The sequence below is a fragment of the Frigoribacterium sp. VKM Ac-2836 genome (assembly GCF_013248995.1).
GTDB lineage: Bacteria > Actinomycetota > Actinomycetes > Actinomycetales > Microbacteriaceae > Frigoribacterium.
Genome location: NZ_JABRPK010000004.1, coordinates 16,948 through 31,962, shown reverse-complemented (window position 1 = coordinate 31,962; position 15,015 = coordinate 16,948). Strand labels below are relative to the sequence as shown.

Sequence of the window (15,015 nt, the reverse complement as noted above, 5' to 3'; positions counted from 1 at the left end):
GCTCAAGTCTGGTCGGTCGGGCACCAGTACAGCTTGCGACCCGCTGCCATCTCCATCACGATGTTGGTTCCGCAGACCCGGCAGGGCAGACCCTCACGGTGGTACACCCAGTGCCGATCGGCCCGGCTGCGCAGCGCTTTGGCGTGCTGGGCCTTGGTCAGGCCGTCCATGGTCATCATCTGACCGAGCTCGACGCCGCTCTTGAGCAGTTTCGTCCAGTCCTTGTAGAGGGAGCGCAGGACGTCCTCGGGCACCTGGTTGCCGGGCGTGTGCGGGTCGAGCCGGGCCCGGAACAACAGCTCGGCGCGGTAGATGTTGCCGATGCCGCTGACCACGCTCTGGTCCATCAGCAGCAGGCCGATCGGCGTGCGCTTCTTGCGGACGGTGGTGACGAAGCGGTCACTGCCCTTCTTCGGCGAGTCGACCAAGGGGTCGGGCCCGAGCTTCGAGATCGCCAGGTCGACCCCGGCCGCGTCCAGGACCTCGCACTTGGTCGGGCCGCGGAGGTCGCCGACGGCGGTGTCGGTCAGCAGCCGGACGCGGACCTGACCGACGGGCTCGGGTGGGAACGAGTCGACGTCGTCCTCGGTCTTCTCCTGCTCGGCCATGCGGACACGGGACAGCCGGGGCGCTCCGATGCTCGACATCGAGTGTTCGCCGTCGTCGTCCGGGGCGTTCTCGGCCTTGCGGGTGGCCGACCGGCGCGTGCGCGACTCGGCCATCGAGTGGCCCGTGGCGATCTCACCGGCGAAATCCCACGCACCGTAGAGCCCGAGGTGCACGTGCAACCAGAGTCCGTTGTCGAACTCGAGGAACATCTGCTTGCCGACGGCCTTGGCATCGACCATCGTGGCGCCGTCGAGCCGGGTGGCCCCGTCGGCGAACCGACCCTGCGGCGAGCTCGCCTCGACACGATGGCCGACGAAGCTCTGCTCGAACTGGTTGGCGATGCGGTGGACGGAATGGCCCTCGGGCACGGCGGCACCTCTCTCGGTGGTCGGTGGGACGATCTCGCGCGGCGGCGGCGGAGACGACGGAGCGGCGAGACCCCCGTCGGGATCTCGCCGCCCTCGACGTTACGTCGTCAGTCGACCGGGTGACCGGCGATCGCACCGGTGGTCTCGTACTCGCCGACCTGCGCGATGCGGCGCACGTGGCGTTCGTCGTGACTGAACGGCTCGGCGACGAAGGTGTCGATGAAGGCGAGCGCCTCGGCCTCGGTGTGCTGACGAGCACCGATGGCGATGACGTTCGCGTCGTTGTGCTGACGGGCGAGCCTCGCGGTCGAGTCGTTCCAGACCAGCGCCGCTCGGACGCCCTCGACCTTGTTCGCGGCGATCTGCTCGCCGTTACCCGAGCCGCCGAAGACCACACCCAGTGCGTCGTGGCCGGCACGCTGATCGCGCACGGTCGCCCGGGCGGCCGCGATGCAGAACGACGGGTAGTCGTCGAGTGGCTCGTAGCTCGCCGGACCGTGGTCGGTCACGTCGTGGCCCGCGTCCGTGAGGTGCTGGATGACGGTCGTGCTGAAGTCGAGGCCGGCGTGATCGGTCGCCACGTGGATGCGCATGAGATCGATCCTACGGCCGGGTCAGTCGAAGATCGGCCCGACCGTGCGGGTGCGCTTGATCTCGAAGAAGCCGGGGTACGACGCCACGGCCACGACGCCGTCCCACAGGCGGACGGCCTCGTCGCCCTTGGGCGCCGGTGAGATGACCGGACCGAAGAACGCCACGCCGTCGACCGCGATGACGGGGGTCCCGACGTCCTGGCCGACGCGACCGATGCCGTCGAAGTGGCTGGCGCGCATCTGCTCGTCGTACTCGTCGCCGTCGGCATGCCGCGCGAGGTCGGCGGGCAGGCCCACCTCGGCCAGCGCGCCGGCGATCACGACGTCACCGTCCTTCTCGCCCTCGTGGTGGATGCGGGTGCCGAGGGCGTCGTAGAGCGGCTTGACGATCTGCTGGCCGTGCAACTCGCCGGCCGCCGTGACGAGGCGTGTGTAGCGCAGCATGCGGGCGAAGTTCGCCTTGTACTCGTCGCTGACGTCGTTGTCCTCGTTGAGCACCGCGAGGCTCATGACGTGGAAGGTGACGTCGAGGTCGCGGTGCTTCGCGACCTCGTCGACCCAGCGACTGGTCATCCAGGCCCAGGGGCACGAGGGGTCGAACCAGAAGTCGACGACGGTGTGGGGCGCGGGGGCAGGGGTGTCGGTCATGCCCACAGTCAACACCCCGGTGTCGTACAGCCGGTCTAGGCTTTCAGCGGACCACGAGTCCCCCCTCACCCCCCAGACGGATGGAGCCAGCGTGCCCGGAGAGAACCTCACCCGCGTCGAGGCGCAAGAGCGCAAGAACGTCGTCGACGTGCAGTCGTACGAGATCGCCCTCGACCTGACCCGCGGCGACGAGGTGTTCGGCAGCTCGACCACCGTGCGCTTCACCGCCACCCCCGGCGCGTCGACCTTCATCGACGCGCTGACCCGGACGGTCCACTCGATCACCCTCAACGGCACGGCGCTCGACGTCGCCGCGGTGAACGACGGCGTGCGCATCCAGCTCGCCGACCTGGCCGAGTCGAACGTGCTCGAGGTCGTCGCCGACGCCGAGTACACCAACACCGGCGAGGGCCTCCACCGCTTCGTCGACCCGGTCGACGGCGAGGTCTACCTCTACTCGCAGTTCGAGGTGCCCGACAGCCGCCGCGTCTTCGCGGTCTTCGAGCAGCCCGACCTCAAGGCGACCTTCCGGTTCACGGTCACCGCGCCGGCCCGCTGGCAGGTCGTCAGCAACCAGACGACCCCCGAGCCCGTCGTCGACGGCGAGACCGGCACCTGGACGTTCTCCCCCACGCCCGTGCTCTCGAGCTACGTCACGGCGATCATCGCCGGCCCGTACGACGTGGTCCGCAGCGACCTCACCAGCTCCGACGGCCGCACGATCCCACTGGGCATCTTCACGCGCCGCTCGCTCACCGAGTACCTCGACGCCGACTACATCTTCGAGAAGACCCGTCAGGGCTTCGCGTACTACGAGGACAAGTTCGACTACGCCTACCCGTTCGAGAAGTACGACCAGCTCTTCGTGCCCGAGTTCAACGCCGGCGCGATGGAGAACGCGGGTGCCGTCACCTTCGTCGAGACCTACGTCTTCCGCAGCAAGGTGACCGACGCCATCAAGGAGCGCCGCGTCGTCACGATCCTGCACGAGTTGGCCCACATGTGGTTCGGCGACCTCGTCACCATGAAGTGGTGGAACGACCTCTGGCTGAACGAGTCGTTCGCCGAGTGGGCGTCGACCATCTCGACGGCCGAGGCGACCGAGTGGACCGAGGCCTGGACCACCTTCCAGGCGATGGAGAAGAGCTGGGCCTACCGCCAGGACCAGCTGCCGTCGACGCACCCCGTCGTCGCCACGATCAACGACCTCGAGGACGTCCAGGTCAACTTCGACGGCATCACCTACGCCAAGGGCGGTTCGGTGCTGAAGCAGCTCGTGGCCTGGGTCGGCATCGACGCCTTCTACGCGGGCGTCGGGGCGTACTTCAAGAAGCACCACCACTCGAACACCGAGCTGAGCGACCTGCTCGTCGAGCTCGAGGCGACCTCGGGTCGCGAGCTCACCAGCTGGTCGAAGCTCTGGCTCGAGACCGCGGGCGTCAACACCTTGCGTCCCGAACTCGAGGTCGACGACGCGGGCGTCATCACGTCCTTCGCCGTCCTGCAAGAGGCCCCCGCCGACTACCCGACGATCCGCCCGCACCGTCTCGCGATCGGCCTCTACGCCTTGCAGGGCGACTCCCTGGTGCGCACGCAGCGCGTCGAGATCGACGTCGACGGCACCCGCACCGAGGTGCCCGAGCTGGTCGGCCTGAACCGCGGCGACCTCGTGCTGATCAACGACGACGACCTCGCCTACGCGAAGATCCGCCTCGACGAGGTCTCACTCGCCACCGCCATCGCACACCTGTCGAAGATCTCGAACCCGCTCGCCCGTGCCCTCGTCTGGGGCTCGGTCTGGGACGCCACGCGCGACGCCGAGACCTCGGCCTCGGACTACGTGCGACTCGTGCTCGACAACATCACGACCGAGACCGAGTCGACGACGATCCGCACCACGCTGTCGCAGCTGCTGCAGACCGCCCGCAGCTACGTGGCCCCCGCACGCCGTGCCTCCACGATCACCGAGGTCGGCGACGGCCTCTGGGCCCTGGCCCAGGGCGCCGAAGCCGGGTCGGACGCACAGTTCCAGTTCGTGACCTTCTTCGCCGCGATCGCGTCGACCGAGGCCCACAAGGAGGCGCTGGCCGGTCTGCTCGACGGTTCCCTCGCCCTCGAGGGCCTCACCGTCGACACCGACCTGAGGTGGCAGCTGCTCGAGGGCCTCGTGCTCGTCGGCGGTGCCGGCGAGGCCGAGATCGACGCCGCCCTGGCCGAGGACAACACGGCGAACGGTGCCCAGGCGGCCGCGCGGGCCCGGGCCACCATCTCGACCACCGAGGGCAAGCTCGCCGCCTTCGCATCGGTCGTCGACAGCGCCGAGCAGCCCAACGCCATCGTGCGCGCGACGACCCTCGGGTTCCAGCACACGAACGACCCGGCGATCCTGCAGCCGCTCGTCGAGCGATACTTCTCGTCGCTCACGGGCATCTGGGAGTCCCGCAGCTACCACATCGCCGACACGCTCGTCTCGGGGCTCTACCCGGCCGGTCTCGCCGACCAGGCGCTCGTCGACGCGTCGTATGCGTGGCTCGAGGCCAATCCCGAGACACCGGCGCTGCGTCGCATCGTCAGCGAGAGCGTCGCGGGCGTCGAGCGGGCCCTGCGAGTGCAGGCGGTCGACCTGCGGTAGTGGTGCCCCGAGGTCGCGAGACGACCGGATGACCGACCCGATGGCGGGCCCTCTCACAGGGCCCGCCGTCCGGGCATCCAGGCCGCTCTCGGGTGGGCTTGCGGGAGCGTGCTTGACTTGTCGCTCCTATGGACCTTCTCCTCGCTGCCGCCACCGACCCCGCCGCCCCGATCGCCTTCGACTGGGACGCCTTCTGGACGATGTGGCGGGTTCCCATCCGCATCGTCGCGATCCTGCTCGTCGCGGTGTTGCTGCGCATCGCCCTCCACTTCACCATCCGCCGGGTGGTCGACCAGGTCGTCAACGGCATCAAGCGCAAGCAGAACGTGGACGACACCCAAGCCCTCATGGCGTCGCCCCTTCAAGCCGTCCGGGTCGTCCAGCGCACCCGCACTCTCGGCAGCGTGCTGAACAACGTGGTCACCGTCGTCGTGGCGGCCATCGCGCTCGTGCTGATCCTGGGCGAGCTCAAGTTCAACATCGTCGCCATCGTCAGCGCGGCCGGTGTCGTCGGGGCCGGTCTCGCCTTCGGTGCCCAGAACATCGTCAAAGACATGCTCAACGGCATCTTCATGGTCGCCGAAGACCAGCTGGGCGTGGGCGACGTCGTCGACGTCGGGCCCGCCGCCGGTGTGGTCGAGGCGGTCGGCATCCGGGTCACCCAGATCCGGGACGTGAACGGCGTGCTGTGGTTCGTCCGCAACGGCGAGATCCTGCGGGTGGGCAACATGTCGCAGGGCTGGACGCGCGTGATCATCGACCTCGCCGTGCCGTACTCCGCCGACGTCGACCGGGTCCAGGACGCCATGCTGAACACGGCCAACGAGCTCGCGGCGATCCCCAAATGGAAGCGCGCGATGATCGATCAGCCCGAGGTGTGGGGCATCCAGTCCATCGCCGAGGAGCACGTGGTCATCCGCATCGTGGCCAAGACCAGATCGTCCGACCGCGACAACGTCGACCGTGAACTGCGGGCACGCCTCAAGAAGACCCTGGACGGCATGGACATCGTGCTGCCGTCGCTGACGAGCGTCGTCCTGACCGGCTTCGACAGCGCCTCCTCGGTCCAGGGCGCCCGGGCTCCACGCACCGTCCCGACGCCGCACGTCCCCCGAGGGAAGCGCAAGTGACCGACATCCCGCTGACGCCACGACCGACGGGCGAGCAGCCCACATCCCCTCCGCCCGGAGCCGTGCCGGTCACCGTCCGGCGTGGGCTCGGCGACGACGCCGCCCAGGGCAATTTCTGGCAGCAGATCGGTGGGCGGCCGACCTTCGAGAAGTTGGTCCGCCGTTTCTACGACGGCGTCCGCACCGACGACGTGCTCTGGCCGATGTACCCCGAGGCTGATCTCGAGGGCGCCATTCAACGGTTGACGGGATTCCTCGAGCAGTACTGGGGTGGGCCCACCACCTACAGCCAGGAGCGCGGGCACCCGCGTCTGCGGATGCGTCACATGCCGTTCCGTGTGACCCCGGAGGCACGCGATCGCTGGTTGCAGCACATGCGGGTCGCCGTCGACGAGCTCGAACTCGCCCCGCTCGACGATGCCATGCTCTGGGGCTACCTCGACCGGGCCGCCCAGGCCATGGTCAACACCTTCGACCGCTGACGGTCGGCCTCAGAGCAGGGACGAGCGGCGCTTGACCAGCACGTGCCCCTTGGGTGTCGTCAGGCGCGTCCAGGTGCCGGTCTCGAAGATCGTGACCTCGTCCTCTCCGTCAAGGAAGCCCAGGCTGAGGGCCCCGAAACCTGCGCCGGCCGGGACTTGCTCGGCACCCTCGACCGGGGCCGACCACACGTCGGCCCGCACCCGGTGCACGATCTGCTCGCCGGTGCCCTCCGGGATGGCCTCGGCGACCCGGGCGATGCCGGACTCGGCCGTGGCGCGGAGCCGGGCGGCCTCGATCGGCTCGAGCCTCGCCCAGCCGCCCCGTGGAGGGGAGATGGCGGCCCAGGTCACGGTGTTCACCGTGGCGGGGACGGAGACGGTGACCGACGCCGTCGGATCGACGACGTCGTTCTGGAGTCGCACGAGGCGCTCTTTCAAGGACCGCACCGGCACCACGGCGTCGAACTCGGGACGGTCGTCGAGTTGGAACGTTCGAAGTCCGAGCACCGTCGGGCTCGAGTCGAGCAGGCCCATCGGGTAGAACACGGCGACGTAGACGGCGAGCACCCCCGAACCGGCGATGAGTCGGACCGAGCCGTCCTCCACCCGGCCGGCGCGCCCGAGATAGGTCGCGAGATCGCTGAGGGACAGGGAGTCAGGGAGGGTGAATGCGTCGTTCATCGGCCCCCTAAACTACATCGGGTGACCGACGATCCGCTGCAGAGCCTGCTGTCCACCCTCGACCTGGCATCGGCGGGTAACGTCGGCGGACAGGACGTCTTCACCGGTGGCTCGCAACCCGAGCCGCTCGGCCGGGTGTTCGGCGGTCAGGTCGCCGCCCAGGCCCTCGTCGCCGCACAGCGCACCGTCGGTGCCGGACGCGACGTCCACTCGCTCCATTCGTACTTCCTTCGGCCGGGCGACCTGACGATCCCCATCACCTTCACGGTCGACCGCATCCACGACGGCCGCTCGTTCGCGACCCGTCGCACCCAGGCCTCACAGGACGGAGTGCCGATCTTCTCGATGATCGCCTCGTTCCAGACCCCCGACGAGGGTCTCGACCACCAGGTCGACATGCCCACCGGCCTGCCCGAACCCGAGGACGTGCCGAGCGACGCGGAGTTGCTGTCCGCCGTCGACAATCCCGTGGCCCGGTCGTGGGCGCGGCGCCCGTTCGACATGCGTCACGTGCCCTCGCCCGTCTTCTTCAGCGTCGAGGGCGACCACGTCGCCCACCAGGCCGTGTGGCTCAAGGCCACCGGCCCGCTGCCTGACGACGCCGACCTGCACCGCGCCGCCCTGCTGTACGCCAGCGACTACACGCTGCTCGAGCCGATCTACCGCCGGCACGGTGTGGCGTTCGTCACCCCTGGTCTCAAGGCCGCGAGCCTCGACCACGCCATGTGGTGGCACCGCCCCGCTCGGGTCGACGAGTGGCTGCTCTACGTGCAAGAGAGCCCCAACGCGGTCGGTGGCCGCGGGCTGTCGCTCGGACGCATCTACGACCGTGCCGGCATTCTCGTGGCGAGCGTGGCGCAAGAGGGCATGGTGCGCGTTCCGCGCGGCTGACTCGACAGCGACCGCCTCTGGTCAGCGGCGGCGGAAGGCCAGTGGCTCCTCGACGAACGGCGACCAGGCATCTCGTTCGACATCGGAGATGCGCCGTGGCTGATTCGTCGCGGAGTCGACCAGCACGATGGTCGTGGCGGCTTTGGTGAACAGCTGCCGAGGGTCGACCCCCTCGGGTGACCAGACCTCGTAGCAGACCTCGAGGCTCGCGCCGCCGAGACGCCCGACCCAGATCTGGACGTCGAGTGGTGCCCGCAGGTACGGGATGGGGATCAGGTACTCGAGTTCTTGCCGCGCGATGAGCGTCATCGTCGTGGCGTTCGGGCTGCCGTCGAGGACGGCGGCCGAGGACCGTTCGTCGATCGCCCCGTCGGCCGACCAGAACGCGTCGATGCGCGCCTCCTCGAGGAGGCGCAGCATCGACGCGTTGTTCACGTGACGGTATCCGTCGAGATCGCTCCAGCGGACTCGGGTCGGCACGTGCAGGCGGGTCATGACGGTGCGGAGCCGGTCAGTCGCGCGTGAGCTTGCGGTACGTCGCCGAGCTCGGCTTCGCCGCGTCGGCCCCGAGGCGCTCGACCTTGTTCTCTTCGTATGCCTCGAAGTTGCCCTCGAACCAGTACCAGTTGGGGGTCCCGTCGTCGTTCAGGCCCTCCCACGAGAGGATGTGCGTCGCGATGCGGTCGAGGAACCACCGATCGTGGGTGATGACCACGGCGCAGCCGGGGAACTCGAGAAGCGCGTTCTCGAGGCTGCCCAAGGTCTCGACGTCGAGGTCGTTGGTGGGCTCGTCGAGCAGCAGCAGGTTGCCGCCCTGCTTGAGGGTCAACGCCAGGTTCAGACGGTTGCGCTCACCACCGGACAGCACACCGGCCTTCTTCTGCTGGTCGGGGCCCTTGAAGCCGAACTGCGACACGTACGCGCGGGACGGGATCTCGGTCTTGCCCACCTGGATGTAGTCGTGCCCCTCGGACACGACCTCCCACAGGTTCTTGTTCGGGTCGATGCCCCCGCGGCTCTGGTCGACGTACGAGATGTCGACGGTCTCGCCGACCTTCAACTCGCCACCGTCGAGCGGCTCGAGGCCGACGACCGTCTTGAAGAGGGTGGTCTTGCCGACGCCGTTCGGGCCGATCACGCCGACGATGCCATTGCGGGGCAAGGTGAACGACAGGTCGTCGATGAGCACCCGTTCGCCGAACGACTTGTGCAGCTTCTTCGCGTCGATGACCTGCGAACCGAGACGCGGTCCCACGGGGATCACGATCTCTTCGAAGTCGAGGGTGCGCGTGCGCTCGGCCTCGTTCGCCATCTCTTCGTAGCGGGCCAGACGCGCCTTCGACTTGGCCTGGCGGCCCTTCGCGTTGCTGCGGACCCACTCGAGCTCGGACGCGAGACGCTTGGCGAGCTTGGCGTCCTTCTTGCCCTGGACCTGCAGACGCTCGCCCTTCTTCTCGAGGTAGGTCGAGTAGTTGCCCTCGTAGGGGTAGAGGCGACCGCGGTCGACCTCGGCGATCCACTCGGCGACGTGGTCGAGGAAGTACCGGTCGTGTGTCACGGCGAGCACGGCGCCGGGGTACTTGCTGAGGTGCTGCTCGAGCCACAGCACGCTCTCGGCGTCGAGGTGGTTGGTGGGCTCGTCGAGCAGCAAGAGGTCGGGCTTCTGCAGCAGCAGCTTGCACAGCGCGACGCGGCGCTTCTCACCACCGGAGAGATTGGCGACCTCGGCGTCGCCCGGAGGCGTGCGCAGGGCCGACATGGCCTGCTCGAGCTGGGAGTCGAGGTCCCACGCGTCGGCGGCGTCGATCTCTTCTTGCAGGGTGCCCATCTCGGCGAGCAACGCGTCGAAGTCGGCGTCGGGCTCTGCCATCGCGGCCGAGACCTCGTTGAAGCGGTCGAGCTTCTGCTTGATCGGGCCGACGCCCTCTTGCACGTTCTCGAGGACGGTCTTCGTCTCGTCGAGTTCGGGCTCTTGCATCAGGATGCCGACCGAGTAGCCGGGGCTGAGCTTCGCCTCGCCGTTGCTGGGGGTGTCGAGACCCGCCATGATCTTGAGGATCGTCGACTTGCCGGCGCCGTTCGGCCCCACGACACCGATCTTCGCCCCCGGGATGAACGACATGGTGACGTCGTCGAGGATCAGCTTGTCGCCGACCGCCTTGCGGGCGCGCACCATCGAGTAAATGTATTCGGCCATGGGAGCGAGTCTATCGGGCGGGGCCCCGCCCCCGACGTCACCAGTCGATGGCTCGGGTCGACCCCACGAGGCACGCCCCCGTGCCGAGCACCGGTGCCGTCTGACTCGAGTAGCCGGCGCCCGACACCTGCCCGATCAGGCAGTCCTGACCCCAGAGGACCGAGAACTGCACGCTGTCGGCGTCGCGGCCGATCGAGGTCGTGTCGGCGGTGACCTGCATGGTCGACTTGTCGAAGCCCGCGCCCACCAGCGCGTCGACGACGGCACGCCCACCCGGCCGGGCGTTCGCCGCGACGGTCGCGGTGTTCACCTCGTCGAAGTGGGCCATCGCCTCGGGCGTCGTCGACTCGGACGAGAACGGAGGCGCGTCCGTCGACGCTGTGGCCGGCGGTGTCGTCGGCGCGGGGTCGGGCGACGACGTGCACCCGACGAGAGCGACCGCCAGGGCCACCAGGATCGCGGCGGGCGCCGGGCCTCGCGGGGGTCTCGAACCGATCACGGGGGCCCTTCGTCGCTGGCGGCGGCCGCGGGTCGGCGAGCCGCGTCGAGTCTAGGGCGTGCCGATCCACGGACCAGGAGCACGTCGACGCCCGCGGCGGTCAGAACGGAGCGAGCACCTCGTCGGCGCCGACCGCCGGAGGGGCCCCCCAGTCCGCGGCCTCGGCCGGCGTCGCCGAGCCGCCCGCGTCCGACGAGGACGCGTCCGTCGTGGAAGGGTCCGACGGGGCGTCGTCAGCACCCCCGCCATCGGGCCGAGCCCCGGGTGCCGTCTCGCCCTGGTCATGGGCCGTCGCGGGATCGACGACGCCCGCGCCCGACGTCGTCCCCTGACGGTCCGCCGTGGAGGACACGACCCGCCGTTCGAAGATCGACCTGCCCCAGACGAGGTCGTGGCCGATCGCGTCGGCGTCGACCTCGACCGTCATGCCGCTGCGCTCGCCCGACTCCCACGACCGGATGCGCACGCGCCCGGTGACGACGACGCGTTGCCCTTTCCGGAGGCTGGCCAGGACGTTGTCGGCGAGGTGGCGGAACGCCGTGACGGTGTACCAGTTCGTCTCGCCGTCGACCCACACGCCGGTGACACGGTCGTAGCGCCGTTGCGTCGAGGCGAGTCGGAAACTCGTGATGGAGAGGCCGGTCTGCGTGACGAGGGCCCGCGGGTCGGTCGCGATGATGCCTGTGAGGGTGATGGTGTCTGTCATGACGGGAGTCTCGCGAAAGCGGGCGAACGTCACGACGGCCCCCGCGCCTCCTTGTGGAAGAGGACGACGGGGGCCGCCCGGGGGACGAGGCGACGGACGGGGGTCCGCCGGTGACCGTGCGTCAGTGTTCGTGGAACTCGGGGTAGTCGGCTCCCGGCCCCAGTGCCGCGAACAGGGCGCTCTTGGCCACCGCGAGGGTCGGGTAGACGCCGCCGTCGGTGCCCTTCGCGGACAGACGCACGGTGAAGCCGCCGTCGGTCCGCAGGATGGTGCCGACCGTGCCTGCCGGGCCCACGGCCACCCAGGTCTGTCGGTGCAAGGTGTTCTGGTCACTCATCGTCGAGCGCCCCTTTCCTCTTTCTCGGTCGGCCGCGCCGGACGGCGCGGCCCGTCTACGAGGCGAGCACGTACTTCGCGTACGACTTGCGGATCGTGTTGACCTTCGGCAGGGCCACGGCGGTGCAGTAGCCCTGGCCGGGGTTCTTGGCGAAGAAGTCCTGGTGGTACTGCTCGGCGTCGTACCAGGTGGGCAGCGGCTCGATCGTCGTGACGACGCCGCCGTCCCAGGCCTCGGAGGCTCGGTCGCGCGCCGCCTGGAAGAGCACCTTCTGCTCGTCGTCCGCGAAGAACATCGCCGAGCGATACTGGGTGCCGACGTCGGCGCCCTGCCGGTTCAGCTGGCGCGGGTCGTGCAGCGTGAAGAAGACGTCGAGGACGACGTCGGACGGGATCTTCTCGGGATCGAAGGTGACCGCCACCGCCTCGGCGTGCCCCGTGCGGCCCGAGCAGACGTCGTCGTAGCTGGGGTCCACCGTGTCTCCGCCCGTGTAGCCCGAGACCACCTCGGTGACGCCGTCGAGGGTGCGGTAGACCGCGTCGAGGCACCAGAAGCAACCGCCGGCGAGAACGAATGTCGTCATGCCCGTGAACCTACTCCCGTCCCCGCGGCCGCCCCTAGGCTGACCGAATGAGATCACCTTTCACGCCCTACGTCGCCGACGACGCACGGTATTCACGACTCGACTACGTCCGCACGGGGCGGAGTGGACTCAAGCTGCCCCGCATCTCGCTCGGCTTCTGGAACAACTTCGGCTCGGACCGCGGCCTCGAGACCCAGCGCGACATCGTGCTGCGCGCGTTCGACCGCGGGGTCACCCACTTCGACCTGGCGAACAACTACGGCCCGCCCTACGGCTCGGCCGAAGAGCAGTTCGGCCGCATCGCCGCGGCGAACCTGCTCCCCTATCGCGACGAGATCGTCGTCTCGTCCAAGGCGGGCTACGACATGACGCCCGGACCGTACGGCGACGGTGGCTCGCGCAAGTACCTGCTCAACTCGCTCGAGGCCAGTCTGGGACGTCTCGGCATGGACCACGTCGACATCTTCTACTCGCACCGACCCGACCCCGAGACCCCGATCGACGAGACGATGGGAGCGCTCGCCACGGCCGTCCGGCAGGGCAAGGCCCTCTATGCGGGCATCTCGAACTACGACCCGGCGCAGACGGAAGCCGCCATCGACGCGCTGGAGGCCGAGGGCGTGCCGCTGCTGATCCACCAGCCGCGCTACAACATGTTCGACCGTCGCCCCGAGCGCGGATTGTTCGACACCCTGCTCGCCCGCGGCGTCGGCTCGATCGTGTTCTCGCCCCTGGCCGGTGGCCTGTTGACCAACCGCTACCTCTCGGGCAAGGCGCCCGCGGGTTCGCGGGCGGCCGAGGGGCGATGGTTCTCGGAGGACGCCCTCGACGAGACCTACCTCGCCCGCGTCCGCGGACTGAACGAGATCGCGGAGGCGCGGGGCCAGTCGCTCGCGCAGCTCTCGCTCACCTGGGTGCTGCGGCAGCCCGCCGTGACGACCGCCCTGATCGGTGCGTCCTCCGTGGCCCAGCTGGACGACAGCCTCGACGCGCTCGACGGTGCCGACCTGACCGAGGACGAACTCGCGGCCATCGAGCCGCTGGCGGTCGACGGCACCGGGCGCTGAGCGGACGGCGCGGTGCCGGACCTCACCGGCGCCGCGCCCTCCGAGGACGTCCGGCGGGGATGTCGGTGGTCGGACCTAGCGTCGGGGGTGTTCTCGACAGCATCGGCCGGATGACCTCAGGAGCACCTCATGACCAGCAGCACCATCGACCACGCGATCGTCCCCTCTACCCCCCACGCGCACACGGCCATCCCGCTGCCCGCGCTGCGATCGACCCGCGGCGGCCTCCAGCTCGTGCAGGTGCACGACGACCTCGCTCGCGTGACGCGACCCGGCGGCGAGATCGTGGGCTATGTCGAACGCTTCGACGACCCGCAGGGTGATCGCTACCGCGCCAAGAGATTCCTGCCCCGCCAACGTCGGTTCGTCGAGATCGGCGAGTTCTGGAGCCGCGACGACGCCACCGACTGCTTCCGCTTCGCCTGATCGTGAGCTGCCCGGCGGCGGGTGACGGCCCACCGACCGCTCCCGCCTCGGCAGGCATGTCGCAGCAGTGCAACCTTCGACCTCGGCTGTAGTGTTCGCCCCATGCAGTGGTGGAACAGTTTCATCGAATGGCTCTCGTCCGACAACGGATGGCGCGTCGTCACCGATGCGGTCATCCCTTTCATCGCCATCGTCGTGGCCGGCGTCGTCGCAGCCCTCATCGGGCGCGCGAGCACGCGGCGGGCCGTGACGTCACACGAGGACGAGGCCAAGGCGGCAGCGGTCGCGGCCCTCGTCTCGGCCGCTCGCAAGGCTGCCGTCCACAGCTCGCTCGGCGTCGAGGAGCGTGCCTACGCCGACCACCTCGGTCACGAGGCCGACGTCCGCCTCCGCCTGCTGCCCGCGACCGGTAGCACTCTCGCCGCGGACTGGGCGGCCCACCAGATGGCCGAGATCAAGCGCAACTCGGCATCCTTCAGCTTCCAGGCCGAGCAGACGTTGGGTGAACTGCGCGACCGTCTGATCGAGTGGCAGAACCGCCCGAACCGCGCCAAGAAGCTGTTCCGCGACGATCTCGCCAGATGGAAGTACGAAGAGGCGGACGTCGACCGCGACACGGACGCGAAGCAGAAAGCGTGGGAAGCCGAACAGCGCGCATCGGCAGCGGCCGAGCGCCGACCCGCCCAGTCGATGCGGCTCGAGACGACGACCCCCTCGGCGACCCTCCGACCCGCAGCACTCGACGAGACCGTCGTCCGTGGCGACGAGGCGTACCGCGCACCCGAGGCCTCGGCCCCTCTCGCTGGACCGTCGCCCGTGTCCGCACCCGAGGCGCCCGCCCCAGAGGACGACTCGTCCGAGGCAGACACCCGTGACGACCCCATGGACGACGAGCGCTTCGAGCAACCGGTGAGTGCGAGTCAGGTCCGCCGTCGCACGGCCCCCGCCGGCACGGACGGCTGACGCCCTGACGACGAAGCGCCCCCGGCCTCGGCCGGGGGCGCTTCGTCATGTCGGGACGGTGGGGGGATGAATAGGGTGCCCCCGGCAGGAATCGAACCTGCGACCAAGAGATTAGAAGGCTCCTGCTCTATCCGCTGAGCTACGGGGGCGGACCCGTCCACGATACCGTGCCCGGCCCGTCGAGCCGGGTCGGGCACGGCACC

17 protein-coding genes and 1 tRNA gene are annotated in these 15,015 nt (G+C 69.3%); 7 read left to right on the top strand and 11 right to left on the bottom strand.

Annotated features, from left to right (window positions below):
* Nucleotides 1-2: 2 nt before the first annotated feature.
* The 3 genes from HRF36_RS12765 to HRF36_RS12755 form a co-directional block, all read right to left on the bottom strand.
* Nucleotides 3-977, bottom strand: coding sequence for a DNA-formamidopyrimidine glycosylase family protein (locus HRF36_RS12765; RefSeq protein WP_173210489.1), 975 nt, complete (start codon nucleotides 975-977; stop codon nucleotides 3-5).
* A 107-nt stretch (nucleotides 978-1,084) separates the two neighbouring features.
* On the bottom strand, nucleotides 1,085-1,570 hold the full coding sequence (locus HRF36_RS12760; RefSeq protein WP_173210487.1) for a ribose-5-phosphate isomerase: 486 nt from the start codon (nucleotides 1,568-1,570) through the stop codon (nucleotides 1,085-1,087).
* Between the two features lie 21 nt (nucleotides 1,571-1,591).
* On the bottom strand, nucleotides 1,592-2,218 hold the full coding sequence (locus HRF36_RS12755) for a DsbA family protein (RefSeq protein WP_173210485.1): 627 nt from the start codon (nucleotides 2,216-2,218) through the stop codon (nucleotides 1,592-1,594).
* Between the two features lie 91 nt (nucleotides 2,219-2,309).
* Here HRF36_RS12755 and pepN point away from each other — a divergent pair, with 91 nt between their 5' ends.
* From pepN to HRF36_RS12740, 3 genes are all read left to right on the top strand, one after another.
* Nucleotides 2,310-4,850: an aminopeptidase N gene (gene pepN, locus HRF36_RS12750; RefSeq protein WP_173210483.1), complete on the top strand. Its 2,541-nt coding sequence runs from the start codon at nucleotides 2,310-2,312 to the stop codon at nucleotides 4,848-4,850.
* Between the two features lie 128 nt (nucleotides 4,851-4,978).
* Nucleotides 4,979-5,980, top strand: coding sequence for a mechanosensitive ion channel family protein (locus HRF36_RS12745; protein ID WP_254281333.1), 1,002 nt, complete (start codon nucleotides 4,979-4,981; stop codon nucleotides 5,978-5,980).
* 62 nt (nucleotides 5,981-6,042) lie between these two features.
* Entirely contained in the window at nucleotides 6,043-6,462 is a 420-nt protein-coding gene (locus HRF36_RS12740; RefSeq protein ID WP_371740189.1) for a globin, read from the top strand.
* 9 nt (nucleotides 6,463-6,471) lie between these two features.
* On the opposite strand, the gene HRF36_RS12735 is transcribed toward HRF36_RS12740, so the two are convergent.
* Complete coding sequence (locus HRF36_RS12735; RefSeq protein WP_173210478.1) at nucleotides 6,472-7,143, bottom strand: hypothetical protein; 672 nt, start codon at nucleotides 7,141-7,143, stop codon at nucleotides 6,472-6,474.
* 21 nt (nucleotides 7,144-7,164) lie between these two features.
* Here HRF36_RS12735 and HRF36_RS12730 point away from each other — a divergent pair, with 21 nt between their 5' ends.
* On the top strand, nucleotides 7,165-8,034 hold the full coding sequence (locus HRF36_RS12730) for an acyl-CoA thioesterase II (RefSeq protein WP_173210476.1): 870 nt from the start codon (nucleotides 7,165-7,167) through the stop codon (nucleotides 8,032-8,034).
* A 21-nt stretch (nucleotides 8,035-8,055) separates the two neighbouring features.
* Here the strand turns inward: HRF36_RS12730 and HRF36_RS12725 are convergent, their stop codons facing one another.
* The 6 genes from HRF36_RS12725 to msrA all read right to left on the bottom strand — a co-directional run bounded on the left by HRF36_RS12725 (nucleotide 8,056) and on the right by msrA (nucleotide 12,356).
* Nucleotides 8,056-8,529, bottom strand: a complete 474-nt coding sequence (locus HRF36_RS12725; RefSeq protein WP_123520198.1) for a thioesterase family protein — start codon at nucleotides 8,527-8,529, stop codon at nucleotides 8,056-8,058.
* Nucleotides 8,530-8,545: 16 nt separating this feature from the next.
* Nucleotides 8,546-10,231 (bottom strand): energy-dependent translational throttle protein EttA, encoded by a 1,686-nt coding sequence (gene ettA, locus HRF36_RS12720; RefSeq protein ID WP_056048420.1) that lies wholly within the window; start codon nucleotides 10,229-10,231, stop codon nucleotides 8,546-8,548.
* Between the two features lie 37 nt (nucleotides 10,232-10,268).
* On the bottom strand, nucleotides 10,269-10,730 hold the full coding sequence (locus tag HRF36_RS12715; RefSeq protein ID WP_371740162.1) for a hypothetical protein: 462 nt from the start codon (nucleotides 10,728-10,730) through the stop codon (nucleotides 10,269-10,271).
* A 100-nt stretch (nucleotides 10,731-10,830) separates the two neighbouring features.
* Nucleotides 10,831-11,436, bottom strand: coding sequence for a single-stranded DNA-binding protein (gene ssb, locus HRF36_RS12710; RefSeq protein ID WP_173210474.1), 606 nt, complete (start codon nucleotides 11,434-11,436; stop codon nucleotides 10,831-10,833).
* Nucleotides 11,437-11,557: 121 nt separating this feature from the next.
* On the bottom strand, nucleotides 11,558-11,773 hold the full coding sequence (locus tag HRF36_RS12705; RefSeq protein ID WP_173210472.1) for a methyltransferase: 216 nt from the start codon (nucleotides 11,771-11,773) through the stop codon (nucleotides 11,558-11,560).
* Nucleotides 11,774-11,828: 55 nt separating this feature from the next.
* Entirely contained in the window at nucleotides 11,829-12,356 is a 528-nt protein-coding gene (gene msrA / locus HRF36_RS12700) for a peptide-methionine (S)-S-oxide reductase MsrA (protein WP_173210471.1), read from the bottom strand.
* A gap of 47 nt (nucleotides 12,357-12,403) precedes the next feature.
* Here msrA and HRF36_RS12695 point away from each other — a divergent pair, with 47 nt between their 5' ends.
* The 3 genes from HRF36_RS12695 to HRF36_RS12685 all read left to right on the top strand — a co-directional run bounded on the left by HRF36_RS12695 (nucleotide 12,404) and on the right by HRF36_RS12685 (nucleotide 14,812).
* On the top strand, nucleotides 12,404-13,423 hold the full coding sequence (locus HRF36_RS12695; RefSeq protein WP_173210469.1) for an aldo/keto reductase: 1,020 nt from the start codon (nucleotides 12,404-12,406) through the stop codon (nucleotides 13,421-13,423).
* Nucleotides 13,424-13,552: 129 nt separating this feature from the next.
* A complete protein-coding gene (locus HRF36_RS12690) occupies nucleotides 13,553-13,849 on the top strand; it encodes a hypothetical protein (protein WP_254281332.1) in 297 nt (98 codons plus the stop codon).
* A 102-nt stretch (nucleotides 13,850-13,951) separates the two neighbouring features.
* Complete coding sequence (locus HRF36_RS12685) at nucleotides 13,952-14,812, top strand: hypothetical protein (protein WP_173210467.1); 861 nt, start codon at nucleotides 13,952-13,954, stop codon at nucleotides 14,810-14,812.
* A gap of 76 nt (nucleotides 14,813-14,888) precedes the next feature.
* Here the strand turns inward: HRF36_RS12685 and HRF36_RS12680 are convergent.
* A tRNA-Arg gene (locus HRF36_RS12680) sits at nucleotides 14,889-14,961 on the bottom strand.
* Between the last annotated feature and the right edge of the window lie 54 nt (nucleotides 14,962-15,015).